Raw genomic sequence first — 12,765 nt, 5'->3', positions numbered from 1 at the left:
GTTATGGATTGTACAACAAATAGATTGTACGACAAATAGAGGAGCCTAATACGCTCCTCTAGATCAGTAACATCTTCATAGTATTATAATTCTATGTTGTTGGTAGTTTAGCTAACAGTGATGGCGGTTTTGGAACTTCTACTATAGGATGTAATGCCGGCTTTCCGGTTGCGCAAATTTTCCATCATCTTATTTTGTGCCAGCAAAATATAGCTGTCTAATCGCTCACTGAGCTCTAAAACAGCACGGTCACTAAGACTCCGTTGCTCTGCAACCTCCAGCAATTCACATCTAAGACTCTCTATAGTTACAAGTAGCTCATCTTCTTTATAATCTTTTCTATGATTATTCTTGGAGGAATTTGGATTTTGTGTCACATCTCTCTCCTTCTCTCTATCAACATCTTCTCCTATCATAAGTCATGATACCAAAAAACATATTTTCAAAAAAAAGAAAAATTGTAGAGCTTCTAACAAAAACGGAATTACTATTTATTCAGAGTCCTCCGCATGCGCGTCAGGGAGCTCATTGGGATACTGTTCTCGCAAAAGTCCCTTTGCAAAAGCAATCCATTCGCGTGCCGCAAAAGATAAATAACGGTCTCTACGCCACGCCATAGCAAGCTGCCACGGAATTACCGGATCCGTCAAAGGCACAACAACTAACCGTGATCGATCCATATCCCGGCATATGGTCTCTGGCAGCAATGCGATTCCCATACCGGCAGCCACCATGCGGCTAATTAAGTCCCATTGGGAGCTCTCATAGATTACCTTAGGCTGAAATCCCGCCTTCACACATTCCGTAATAATCCGATCATGCAGCGTAAAATCCTCCCGGAACAGCACAAACTCCTCTTCGGCCAGTTCACTTAACGGAACAAGGTCTGCACCGGCCAGCCGATGTCCTACAGGTAAAATAAGATTCAGCTTCTCTTCAACAAAAGTGAAACAATGAAGTTTGGCTGTATTTACAGGCAGCACAACCATTCCGATATCCAGCAAGCCCGTTTCTACATCTTCCTCCACTTTTTTCGCGCCATCCTCATGCAGACGAATAGTAACCTGCGGATAACGTTTATGAAATTGACCAATCACCGAAGGAAAAAAGCTCGCCCCTACCATTGGAGGCAGACCGATGCGGATGTGGCCCTGCTCCAAATTTCGTAAGCTATCCAGCTCAGAAGACAAGCTGGCGAACGACTCCACGATATTTTGCGCTTTGGTGAACAGAATTCCCCCCGCATCTGTAAGCCGGACACTTTTCCCTTCACGATAAAACAAATCAGCCTCCAGCTCGATCTCCATATTCCGGATCATTTTACTGATCGTTGGCTGAGAAATATATAAGGATTCGGCAGCCCGAGTAAAGCTTTTCATTCGTGCTGCTTGGACGAAATATTCTAATTGTCGGATATCCATCTTCCAACCTCCGATCCATAGATAAAAGGAATGTCATTTATTCAATCTATTCATTTTACCTATGAAAACAATTGATGTAAACTTTCATTATCATGAAAGGAGCGAAGCCTTATGAAAAAGATTGTTATAGGCTTGCTGCAGGTAGCGGGACTTACCCTATTCTCATTACTAATCAATGCTGTAACCCCATTATTGCATATCCCTATTCCCGGAAGCATACTCGGAATGATTATATTGTTTCTTTTGCTTGAGTTTGGTGTCATTCATCTGAATTGGGTTGAAGTTGGTGCTTCTTGGCTACTGGCTGAGCTCCTGCTGTTCTTTATTCCATCTGCTATTGGCGTAATGAAATACGCGAATATTCTGGAAACTGATGGTTTACGAATCCTCGCGGTGGTCATTTTGGGTACGATTGTTGTAATGGCCAGTTCCGGATTACTTACCAGTAGAATTTACAAAGCAAAGGAGCGGAAAGGATCATGTTAAACGCTCTGTTATTCTTCGGTCTTACGGTTGCTGTGTATCTACTGGCGAAACGCATTTATGCTTCTAGTGGCAAAGTGTACACCTCTCCATTGATCATTACACCAGTGCTTATGATTATCTTCTTACTCATCACAGGCATTACTTATGATTCTTACAATGCGGGAGGCAAATGGCTGACGGATTTGCTGCAACCGGCAACTATGGCCTTTGCAATCCCTTTGCATAAAAACTTCAAGGTGCTCAAAAAGCACGCCGCCGAAATTGCGGCAGGCGTGCTGTCAGGGACGATAACAGCGGTGATCTCTTCTATTCTGCTCGCCAAATGGCTGCATGTCAGCGGCGATCTGGCAGCCAGTCTGGTTCCACGTTCGGTGACTACGCCGATCGCTATGAGCATCTCGCAAAGTATCGGCGGTGTACCGAGTATTACTGCAGTCTTCGTCATCATTACCGGGATACTCGGTACAATGATGGGCCCTACAGTGCTCCGCATCTTCCGCATTGACAATGAAATCGCGCGTGGTGTATCGCTGGGAACCGCTGCGCATGGTACAGGAACATCCAAGGCCTTCGAGCTTAGTTCACTGACCGGAACCATCTCCAGTATTGCGATGATTCTGTCCGCGCTGTTATCCATAGGTGTGGCGCCAGCTTTACTCGCGGTATTCCTCCACTAGGCTAACCCAGCTTGAGCCAAGGACATGTCTCTTTAGCACATCTAAGGCGACATGTCCTTTTTTTAAGAGATCTAAACCTAGAATTTAACCGGAAGTCCACTTTGTGCTGAATCGTAAGCCGCGCAGGTTACTTTAAGCGTCTTGAATCCATCCTCATAGTCACTGAGAATACGTGAACGATCACCTGTCCGTACAGCATGCAGAAAAGCTTCACTTTCCACTAAATATGGATTTCCTGTGTTTTCAAATTCGGTGCTATTGCCACTTCGCACTTCCAAGAGACGATCCGGGTTCCAATCCAGCAATCCCCGATCATTATAGAAACTAAGTCCTACACTTCCCACCGGATCAGGCAGTACACATGTATTTGAAATATTAGCTATGATTCCATTCTCAAGCTTAAGAGATACGGTACCTACATCGGCTACGCTCACACCTTCATGCTGCTCATGCATAATTCGGTTTCCGAACATGCCGTATACTTCTTTTACCTCTCCTGCCAGATAACGCACTAAATCGACGATATGAGTAGTCTGCTCGGTGAACTGTCCTCCGGATTGCTCCTGATCACGCCACCAAGCTACGCCCGGCATGCCGCCCATCCACTGGCCCATAACCATACCGATCTTATCACCACGTAGTGTTTCCTTGAGCCGTCTGACATTCTCTTGATAACGGAAATGGTAACCTACCGAGGTCAATAAATTATGTTCTTTAATATCTTGCAGCAAGCTCGCAGGAATTTCAGTAGTCATACTAAGCGGCTTCTCTATAAAAAAAGGAATATCCCTCTTGATTAATGAACGTTCAATTGCACCATGAGATTGTGGAGGCACACAGATATAAACAGCATCAAGCGTCTCTGCATCCAACATCTCTGTAATATCACCATATCCAGCAGCTCCGTATGGACGTGCCATATCTTCGCCTTTGGCTTTACTGCTTCCACAGACTGCCTGCAACTGGACATCATCCATCCCTGCCAGCAAATCAGCATGTACCTTAGAGAACCAACCCGTACCCACAATACCCACTTTTAATGTCATATTATTTCCCCCCTGCCGATTGATTATGAATACCCTTTCGTAGATTATAACCTCTTACGAGCGGATAAGATAATCTCTCCATTCTTCGGGGAGCAAATGCATATATGGACTCTGCAAAAAACGGTCATCAGCCAACACGATAATGCCCGTATCCGTCTCGCTGCGAATCAACCGGCCTCCGGCTTGCAGTACCTTGCACATTCCCGGATAGACATAGGCATAATCAAAGCCATTTTTTCCTCTGGCATTAAAATATTGACGCAGCAGATTGCGTTCAAGACCAAGCTGTGGCAGGCCAACGCCAACAACCATAACCCCATTGAGGCGATCCCCTGGCAGATCCACACCTTCTGAAAAAATTCCTCCAAGTACAGCAAATCCCAATAACGTCTCGTCATTGTCTGGACTAAATGCAGCTAAAAAACTTTCTCTAGCTTGCTCACTCATGCCCGTATCCTGCATCAATGTCCGGATTTCAGGGTAATTCTCCGTAAAGACCTGATATACGTTTTGTAAATAGAGGTACGAAGGAAAAAACACCAGATAATTGCCCTTCTTGGAGACCATTTGGCTTAGTGCTTTAGTCAACGGAACTAGGGAAGCTTCCCGGTCATGATAACGTGTGGAGACAGGTAAGACGGTTACTTCCCACTGCTCCTTCTGAAAAGGAGAAGAAACAGTTAAACTGTAATCTTCCTCCACCGCACCAATCATATCCCGGTAGTAAGATAATGGAGAAAGTGTAGCTGAGAACAGGATCTGACTGCGAAAGCTCTTGGACATCTGCCGAAGCAGATGCGAGGGATCCAAATTGAATAACTTGAGATAGACATCCCCTCTACGAACCTCAGCATAGGTAATGTAGCGTTCATCATAGGTCTTAAAGGTGCGGAGCATTCCCTGAACTGCAAAATATGTATCCAAGAGGACATTTTCCCCTTCATCTTCTCCATTCAGAGAGACAATGCTGGAGCTGGGGTGAATAAGTTCCTGTTCCGCCTCCAAAGAAAATATCTCAAGCAAAGCTGGCAGCTCCTCCGGGAACGAGTCCCACTGCCCTTGCCCCTCTTCATTGCAAATTTTGCGAAGGGAGATGAAAAAAGCATTCACCGATTTAGCGGTTTTACTCAAACTCCGGTTCATTTCTTTATATTGGCGCTGGATCTCCAGGAAAGGGGCTTTCAACAAAGAGGCGGAGAACATTTCTCGTCCCCGGTCTACCAGATTGTGTGCTTCATCTACTAGAAGTACCGTTTCTCTCTTTCTTTCCTCTGTTAGCCGTTTCAGACTGATGCGAGGATCATATATATAATTGTAATCGCAGATCACAGCATCACAGGCATAGGCCGCATCCAATGAGAACTCAAATGGGCACACTTTGTGTTTGTGAGCATACAGTGCAATGGTGTCTCTGCTCATGAGCGTCTCGTGCTCTAACAGATCCATCAACGCCTCGTTGATCCGGTCATAATAACCATCCGTATAAGGACAGGAATCCTTACCGCAAACCCCCTCTTCGCGAAAACAGGCCTTCTCTTTAGCGGTAATAGTGATGACATGCAGCTGAAGTCCCTGCGTTAGCAACAGCGAGATGGCTTCCTGCGCGGCAAAACGGGTAACCGTCTTTGCCGTTAAATAGAACAATCCCTTAGCTTGTCCTTCGCCCATCGCTTTAAGGACAGGAAACAACGTCGACATTGTTTTCCCAATACCTGTGGGTGCTTGAGCGAACAGACTGACCTTTTCCACGACGGACTTATATACGGCTCCTGCAAAATGACGTTGTCCCTTTCGATAAGAGGAGAACGGAAAGCTCAACTCCCGAAGACTCTGCTCCTTCTTAGCCTCATGATGAACCATCATCTCGGCGTACGGAGCATATCTAGCTACTGTGTCATTCACAAATGAAATCAGTTCTTCAAAAGACAACGTTCGGTACAAGCTTTTTTGCTCATCAGTGGCCCGGTGGACATAGGTAAGCTTAACCTGAATAGAAGAAAGCTCTTGCTCCAGAGCTATCATATATGCGTACATCAGCGCCTGTGCCCAGTGAACCTCATGTCCCTCATCCAGTAAATCCAGCAGTCCGGAGGTAGACTTGATTTCTTCGACCGTAAAGCTCCCATCCTCCGAGACAAGCAATCCATCACAACGCCCATCTACAACATAAAGCAGGTTTCCATAAGGAATTTCAGTTTTCAAATAAACCTCTTTGCGGTCACCTTCCTTATATTGCTTTTGGATTTTCTGATGAATTCTTGTGCCTTCGACCATAGCGCCCGTTCCATGAAAGCCAGGCTCAATGCTTCCGCTGCGAAAAACATATTCAACGAGAGTTCTAACTGATAAAGCTACTATAGAGCCCATCCGGCATCACATCCTTTAATTTTCCATATATTCTTTTTGCTCCCAATCGCCATTTTAGTCCTGAATTCGTTGTATAACCCTGCATGAGAGCAGGAGCGTCAGCTTCAACCCTATGTGTTTAACTTTACGCGCCCCGCTAAGCTTATACTTAGGTTCTCGATTTTTGACATTCTATAGCTAGCCCTGCATAATAAATTTTATTACTATGGAATTATTTTGTCTGGGGCGCTGTTTCTTCCTAGCCGGGAAATAGCGTTTTATCATGTAGAAAGAAGGCGAAGCTGTGTCATCCTTTAACTTTAAACAGTGGATCGTTAAACCTTTTGTGTTTTTCACAATAATTTTTATTCTAAAAGCTTTCTTGGCATGGGGCGTAATCTTTGACGATATATTGCCCTGGAAATCATTATTAACTGAAATCCCCTTTGCTTGGGCGCTCTTCTGTATCATTGAACGTTTTGGTTCCAAGCGCAAGCTCGGATATTACATGACCGTAAATTTATTAGTGACAGCCATTTTCTTCGCAGCCATTATGTATTTTAAATATTATGGTGTTATTGTGACTTACCATGCAGCGGAGCAGGTGAATCAAGTCACCGCCGTCAGCAACAGCGTATTCTCACTAATGGATCCATACTACCTGCTGATTTTTACAGACATCATTATTCTCGGAGTTTATTTCTTCTTTAATAAAAAAGGCCGGGTCTATAAGAAAGAGAATATCAACCGCCGCCGTGGCGGAAAACTTAAGTACAGCGTTCTGTTTGCAGTCTCACTTGCTTTATGCCTGTTCAACATCTTGCCTAATAAGGCCAGCATGAACGAAATTAAGAAAGCCCAGGAAATGGGAATTCTTAATTATGAAGCCTATACGATCTTCGCTAAAGAAGAGCCTGAGCTAGTCAATTCAAGTGACATTACACAAGATGCCATTAACAAATTGAAGGGGATTAATACTACGGCTAGTTCTCCACTTCAAGGCATCGCGAAAGATAAGAACCTTATTATTATTCAAATGGAATCTTTCCAGAATTTTTTGCTAGGACTTAAATTAGACGGTCAAGAAATTACACCGAACCTGAACAAGGTAATGAAGGACAGTCTTTACTTCCCTAATTTCTATCAAATGGTTGGCCAAGGGAATACGTCGGATGCAGAGTTCGTAGTTAACACTTCCTTCTACATCCCTCCACGTGGAGCGGCAACGATGTCTTATGTGGATAAAGTACTTCCAAGTCTGCCACGCGTGCTTAAAGAAAATGGATATCAGACTGCAACCTTCCACACCAATGTCGTAGAATTCTGGAACCGCGGCGAGCTGTATGACTCCCTCGGCTTCGATCATTATTATGACCGCAAATTTTTTGGTGAAGATGATGTCTTCTTCTTTGGAGCTTCTGATGATACGCTCTACAGTAAGACAGCCGATAAACTAAAAGAAATGGACCAACAGGAGCAGCCTTTTTACGCTCAAGTTATTTCAATGTCAGCGCATCACCCTTTTACTATTCCGGAAGAAAAATACCGCATGAAGCTGCCGGAGCGTTATGAAGGTACTTTTGTTGGTGACTATATCCGTTCCCAGAACTATGCCGATGATGCTTTTGGACATTTTGTAGAAGAGCTTAAAGCAAATGGTGTCTGGGACAATAGTGTAATCATGATTTATGGAGATCATATGGGATTGCCGATTTATTCCCTCGATCATGATGATAAAGAATTGATGACTGAAATCTATGGTCATGAATACAGTTATGCGGATATGATGAACATCCCTCTGCTTATTCATGCAGGTGCTGGCGTAGCATCGCAGACCATTGACGAAGTAGGCGGGGAAGTAGATATCATGCCAACCGCAGCCAGTCTGCTTGGGATTTCATTAGAGAATAACGTATATTTTGGTCAAGATCTACTCAGTCAGACTTATAATTTGCTGCCAGAAAGATATTATTTACCTTCTGGTTCATTCATTGCCAGCTCAGGATTGCTTATTCCTGGTAACAGCTTTGAAGACAACACTCAGTACTCTATTTATAACAATGGAACAACGCCGAGTGCCACTGAAGACGAATATAACCGTGCCTTGAGGCTTTTACAGCTTTCCCACAGCTATATCACTCAGTTGCCTGACAAACAACCTAAACAATAAATTACAGGGCGTAGGCAGCCAACGAACAAAAACAGCAGAGCAGCGGTTCTCCAATAATGGAGAACCACTGCTCTGCTGTTTTTTTATAAAGATATCCATTCCGAAGCTTAGCTGACTAACGCTCCTGGTCCTCGATCATACGGTAATACTCTGCAAAGTTGCGTAGTTCTTCGGGCTTCAGTATGGATAAATGCTCCGCCAGCAGTTCTTTGGACCGGAAATGTCCTTCTTCGAGCACCTGCTGACCTTTTTCGGTGATCGTCACTACAACCGCTCTCCGATCCTTCCCATCCGGCTCACGCTTGATATAACCCAGCACCTCCAAACGGTCCAGCATCACCGTCACTGCACTGGATTTGACCTCCATACTTTCTGCCAGCTGTACCACCCGCGACTTCTTTTCTTTCGCTATCATATTTAACAGACCCATCTGAGGCACCGTAAGTCCGAGTTCTTTGTGCAAAGACATTTGAGACATAATCTTACGCTGTACTCTCCACATGGATAGTCCAAGACGATCAATTAACGGATCTATTTGATGTGGCATATTTGTTCAACCCCAATCCGTTTTTAATAACTCAAGCGTACCACTAGAACTGGTAATGATTCAATGGTTTTGTCTACTAAACCATTGAAAGCATGCTGGAAAGCGCAAACTTCCACGAATCTCCAATTTCCGACACAGAAATACTATATTCCATGTAAGGTTATGAGCATATCAATGCGATATAATCGTAGAGGTGAGAGCTATTATCACTGAGAACATAATTTGTCAAGGTTGGTGCGAAGAATGAAATTAGCAACTAAATTAACTTGGATGATGTTCATCGTCTTACTTCTTGTAGGATCATCCATCGGGTTCTTCGGATACCGTACAGCTTATAAGCAAGTAGACGAAGCCGCAGGTATCGAATTGGTAGGATGCGCTAATATTACAACCGGCCTGATTGACCCCGCAGATATTTCCGCATTGTTGGCAGGCGATCAAAGTAAACTGGAGGCTGTAGAGGATCGAATCGGTTGGATTGTGGCACATAAGGCTATTTTTAAAGAGGCATTCATCTTATCCTTAGACGGAAAAGTACTTGCCGCAGATTCAAGCTTCCAGGCTAGAGGTTATAAAGCAGGCGATACTTTTTATTTCCCAGATGAAGTTAAGCAACATATCACTCAGTCCAAGCATTCCTCCTACTCCAAGGTTTATACATACGAAGGTACCTCCCTTAAGACAGGTTACGGCCCCATCTATCAGGATCATGATCCATCCAAACCTATAGTTGCGCTGATGGCTATTAATTTCGATGGCTCCATAATTCAAGAAAGAACCCAAGATATCATAGTTCAGCCCTTTATTATCGGAGCTTCCATTCTGGTTATAGCTATCGTGGCAGCTTATCTGTTAATCCGCCGAATGATAAGTCCGTTAACGAAGCTGTCTAAAGGGGTCAATCTTGTTGCACAAGGCGACCTTACTCATAATCCTATTTTATTCAACAGTAAGGATGAGATTGGTACATTAGCCCGTAATTTTAATGACATGACCCAAAGCCTGCGCTTGCTTATTACCGAGGTCAATGAGACCTCCATGCAGGTAGCTTCCTCGTCCGAAGAGCTCTCTGCCAGTGCACAGGAAACCAACCGGGCCGGTGAGTACAGCGTCAATGTTACAATTGAGCTTGCGGATAGCGCGAATTCACAGCTGCAGAATATGGAGGGCGAATATAAGTCTGTACAGGACCTGTCTCGCTTCATCACAGAGATTGCAGGCAATGCAGATAACGCGATGAATAATGCGGTCAGCAACGCTAATAAAGCCCGTACAGGCCGTGAAGCAATGGATTCCACCACACAGCAGATGAGAGTCGTAAGTGACAGCATTACCGACCTAGCAATCATTATTGAAACCTTGGGTGGTTATTCCAAAGAAATCGAAAATATCGTGGGTACTATTGCCAGCATCGCAGAGGAAACCAATCTCCTGTCCCTAAATGCAGCGATTGAAGCCGCAAGAGCTGGAGAAGAAGGAAGAGGGTTTGCGGTCGTTGCCCATTCCGTGCGTAAGCTTGCTGAGCGCTCAGCCCATTCCGCTGCGCAAATTGGCCAGCTGGTAAACATCATCGTGAATCAGATGGATCAAGCAGGAGAAACAATGAAACGCTCTACAGAAGAGATGGAGCACGGCAGAGAAATGATTGCCACGGCAGGCCAGTCCTTCTCGGAGATAGAAATGTCTGTCTCGGGAATGGCCTCACAAAGTCAGCAGATCTCCGGAACAGTTCGACAGCTTTCGCTAATTTCCGACCGTCTCGTTACAACCCTTCAGAATATCGTAAATGTCGCTAATCAGACAGCCAGCAGTGCAGAGACATTATCCGCTTCCTCAGAAGAACAGCTTGCCGCGATGGAAGAAGTTGAGTCTGCAGCAGCTTTCCTGTCCTCACTAGCTGAGAAGCTGCAAATTCTGATTGAACGATTTAAGGTTTCTTAATAGCAAAGGGGCTAGCGTCCAAGCAGAGAAATTCTGCTTGGACGCTAGCCCCTTGTTCTATGTATTGAGATCATCTGCTACGATACTGCTGTATTCGCTATAAACCACTGGCCCAGCTCATGCACCGGCATTGGCCGCCCATAATAATAACCCTGCATCACTCTGCAGCCTAAGGATTGCAGCAGCTCAATCTGCTCTGGTGTCTCCACACCTTCCGCCACGACCTCCATATTAAGATTGGTGGCAATCGCAATGATATTACTGATAATAGCTTTCTTGGAATGCATCTTGCTCTTACGAATAAACACTTGATCAATCTTGAGTGTGTTCACTGGAATCTCATCTAAATTACCAAGGGACGAAAAGCCTGTCCCAAAGTCATCCAGTGATACCCTTACCCCAAGTGCCCGAAGTCTGGATAGCTGCGCAACCGTCTCTTCCATGTTATTCATCGCAATGGACTCTGTAATCTCCAGTTCAAGGAAATGTGGTTCTAGGCCTGAACGTGTGAGTGCTTCTTCTACAACATCGTATAAGCCCCCACCCTCAAACATCCGCGCTGACATATTAATAGAGACTGCGACATTTGCTATCTCTTCCTTATGCCAAAGCATGTTCTGGCTGCATACATCATGCAGCATCCAATAGGTAATGGGGACAATTAGTCCCGTTTCCTCTGCGATGGGAATGAATTCCGCGGGAGAAATTATCCCATGTTCAGGGTGCCGCCAACGCAGCAGTGCTTCAAGACCCACGGTAACGTTCATATACGAATCCCATTTCGGCTGGTAAACAACCATAAACTCGGAGCGTGCCAGCGCTTTACGAAGATCCTTCTCCAGCGACATCCGTCGCAGCTGATGGCGGTTCATCTCCTGATCGAACACACTGAATTTATTCTTACCCGAATCCTTAGAGGTATAAAGAGCTGTATCGGCTGCCTTCATTAACGCTGAGCGGTCAGTTCCATGCATAGGGGTCATACTGATCCCCACGCTTGCAGTAACATATAGCTCATTACCCTGAATGCTGTAGTATTTCTTAAGCTCATATAAAATGTGCTCTGCTTCCTCTTGCGCATCCTCCACAGTACAATCTGGAAGAGCGATCAGGAATTCATCTCCGCCCAAACGAAAGACCTTGCCTTTACTTCCTACAGAGCGTCTTAATCTTATAGCGACCTCTCGCAGTAACAAGTCCCCTATATCATGTCCAAGCGTATCATTAATCGACTTAAACCGATCCAGATCCACAAAAAATACGGCGCCAGATCTACTCCCGAAAAATTCATCTTTAAAATAACGTACTAGGCCATGTCTGTTCGGAAGATCAGTTAGTGGATCATAATAAGCCATCCGTTCCAGCACATGCCGGTCCAGAAATACAGCACCACCAGAAATCGCAAGCATAAATAGCGTTACCAAGGATACTCCCATTAAAAGAATAACATCAGTCTCCATAAAAAAAGTTGTATTGCCTAGCAGACCGTTATATTCAAAATGAGTCGCCCTTACACTCGTATAATGCAATCCAGTCACCGAAAATCCGATAAAGAGAGCAGAGTATAACTTCCAGCGGTTAAAACCCACATAGTCTTTAAACTTGTGAAATAGAAATAATCCGATAAAAGACGAGAGCATAACGAGGATTACAGCACATGTCTGAGTCCATATCTCATAATGAATCTCCGCTGCGATCTTCATGGAGGACATCCCGATATAATGCATAGCAGAGATCCCGCTGCCCAGAAGAACACCACTAACTATTAAACAACTTTTTCTTAAACGTGGCACAAACGTAATCCGGAATGCCGAATAGCAGCACAATACACCAACCAATAACGATAATACAGCCCTGCCTGGATAATAATTCACGCTAAAAGGAAAACGGCTCGCCATAATCCCTACATAATGTATCGACCATATGCCACTGCCGAGTACACATGCCCCCGATATTAACCATAAGCGACGAACTTTCCCAAACGAGCGAGGGACTTGCGAGATCAGATTCAGCGCGGAATAAGCTGCAGTCGCCGCTAGCGCAAATGATAGTAAAACAATCCAAACGTTATAGTGGATTCCCATTTTATCCATTAGTTAACCTCTTCACCGGTTTTGAATACCGTAATCGC

The 12,765-nt window shown here is 44.7% G+C and carries 10 protein-coding genes; 4 read left to right on the top strand and 6 right to left on the bottom strand.

What is annotated here, in order from left to right; translation table 11 throughout:
• Positions 1–107 precede the first annotated feature (107 nt).
• Entirely contained in the window at positions 108–377 is a 270-nt protein-coding gene (locus MHH49_RS11470) for an aspartyl-phosphate phosphatase Spo0E family protein (protein ID WP_076099698.1), read from the bottom strand.
• 114 nt (positions 378–491) lie between these two features.
• A complete protein-coding gene (gene cidR, locus MHH49_RS11465; RefSeq protein ID WP_341138146.1) occupies positions 492–1,421 on the bottom strand; it encodes a cidABC operon transcriptional activator CidR in 930 nt (309 codons plus the stop codon).
• 111 nt (positions 1,422–1,532) lie between these two features.
• On the opposite strand from cidR, the gene MHH49_RS11460 reads away from it, so the two are divergent.
• Both MHH49_RS11460 and MHH49_RS11455 read left to right on the top strand, forming a co-directional pair.
• The gene (locus tag MHH49_RS11460) at positions 1,533–1,907 is read left to right on the top strand and encodes a CidA/LrgA family protein (RefSeq protein WP_036682017.1); all 375 of its coding nucleotides are present in this window, start codon (positions 1,533–1,535) and stop codon (positions 1,905–1,907) included.
• Complete coding sequence (locus MHH49_RS11455; protein WP_036682019.1) at positions 1,901–2,584, top strand: CidB/LrgB family autolysis modulator; 684 nt, start codon at positions 1,901–1,903, stop codon at positions 2,582–2,584. Before MHH49_RS11460 ends, MHH49_RS11455 begins: the two co-directional genes overlap by 7 nt.
• Positions 2,585–2,661: 77 nt before the next feature.
• On the opposite strand, the gene MHH49_RS11450 is transcribed toward MHH49_RS11455, so the two are convergent.
• On the bottom strand, positions 2,662–3,630 hold the full coding sequence (locus MHH49_RS11450) for a Gfo/Idh/MocA family protein (protein WP_038573694.1): 969 nt from the start codon (positions 3,628–3,630) through the stop codon (positions 2,662–2,664).
• Positions 3,631–3,684: 54 nt separating this feature from the next.
• Positions 3,685–5,997 carry a helicase C-terminal domain-containing protein gene (locus MHH49_RS11445; RefSeq protein ID WP_341138145.1) on the bottom strand — a complete coding sequence of 771 codons (2,313 nt, stop codon included), beginning with the start codon at positions 5,995–5,997 and terminating at the stop codon, positions 3,685–3,687.
• A gap of 283 nt (positions 5,998–6,280) precedes the next feature.
• Here MHH49_RS11445 and MHH49_RS11440 point away from each other — a divergent pair, with 283 nt between their 5' ends.
• Positions 6,281–8,146 carry an LTA synthase family protein gene (locus MHH49_RS11440; protein ID WP_341138144.1) on the top strand — a complete coding sequence of 622 codons (1,866 nt, stop codon included), beginning with the start codon at positions 6,281–6,283 and terminating at the stop codon, positions 8,144–8,146.
• Positions 8,147–8,261: 115 nt separating this feature from the next.
• Here MHH49_RS11440 and MHH49_RS11435 read toward each other — a convergent pair whose 3' ends face one another.
• Complete coding sequence (locus MHH49_RS11435; protein WP_051491215.1) at positions 8,262–8,693, bottom strand: MarR family winged helix-turn-helix transcriptional regulator; 432 nt, start codon at positions 8,691–8,693, stop codon at positions 8,262–8,264.
• Positions 8,694–8,936: 243 nt separating this feature from the next.
• Here MHH49_RS11435 and MHH49_RS11430 point away from each other — a divergent pair, with 243 nt between their 5' ends.
• Complete coding sequence (locus tag MHH49_RS11430) at positions 8,937–10,634, top strand: methyl-accepting chemotaxis protein (RefSeq protein ID WP_341070692.1); 1,698 nt, start codon at positions 8,937–8,939, stop codon at positions 10,632–10,634.
• A gap of 77 nt (positions 10,635–10,711) precedes the next feature.
• On the opposite strand, the gene MHH49_RS11425 is transcribed toward MHH49_RS11430, so the two are convergent.
• Positions 10,712–12,727, bottom strand: coding sequence for a bifunctional diguanylate cyclase/phosphodiesterase (locus MHH49_RS11425; RefSeq protein ID WP_038573706.1), 2,016 nt, complete (start codon positions 12,725–12,727; stop codon positions 10,712–10,714).
• Between the last annotated feature and the right edge of the window lie 38 nt (positions 12,728–12,765).

Source organism: Paenibacillus sp. FSL F4-0122 (assembly GCF_038002845.1).
Taxonomy (GTDB): domain Bacteria; phylum Bacillota; class Bacilli; order Paenibacillales; family Paenibacillaceae; genus Paenibacillus_AQ; species Paenibacillus_AQ odorifer.
This window is presented reverse-complemented; position numbering and strand designations above follow the sequence as displayed.

Coding starts and splice junctions, on each gene's coding strand:
- MHH49_RS11455 (WP_036682019.1), top strand. CDS start 1,901: ATGTTAAACGCTCTGTTATTCTTCGGTCTTACGGTTGCTGTGTATCTA.
- MHH49_RS11430 (WP_341070692.1), top strand. CDS start 8,937: ATGAAATTAGCAACTAAATTAACTTGGATGATGTTCATCGTCTTACTT.
- MHH49_RS11425 (WP_038573706.1), bottom strand. CDS start 12,727: ATGGATAAAATGGGAATCCACTATAACGTTTGGATTGTTTTACTATCA.
- cidR (WP_341138146.1), bottom strand. CDS start 1,421: ATGGATATCCGACAATTAGAATATTTCGTCCAAGCAGCACGAATGAAA.
- MHH49_RS11450 (WP_038573694.1), bottom strand. CDS start 3,630: ATGACATTAAAAGTGGGTATTGTGGGTACGGGTTGGTTCTCTAAGGTA.
- MHH49_RS11445 (WP_341138145.1), bottom strand. CDS start 5,997: ATGGGCTCTATAGTAGCTTTATCAGTTAGAACTCTCGTTGAATATGTT.
- MHH49_RS11435 (WP_051491215.1), bottom strand. CDS start 8,693: ATGCCACATCAAATAGATCCGTTAATTGATCGTCTTGGACTATCCATG.
- MHH49_RS11460 (WP_036682017.1), top strand. CDS start 1,533: ATGAAAAAGATTGTTATAGGCTTGCTGCAGGTAGCGGGACTTACCCTA.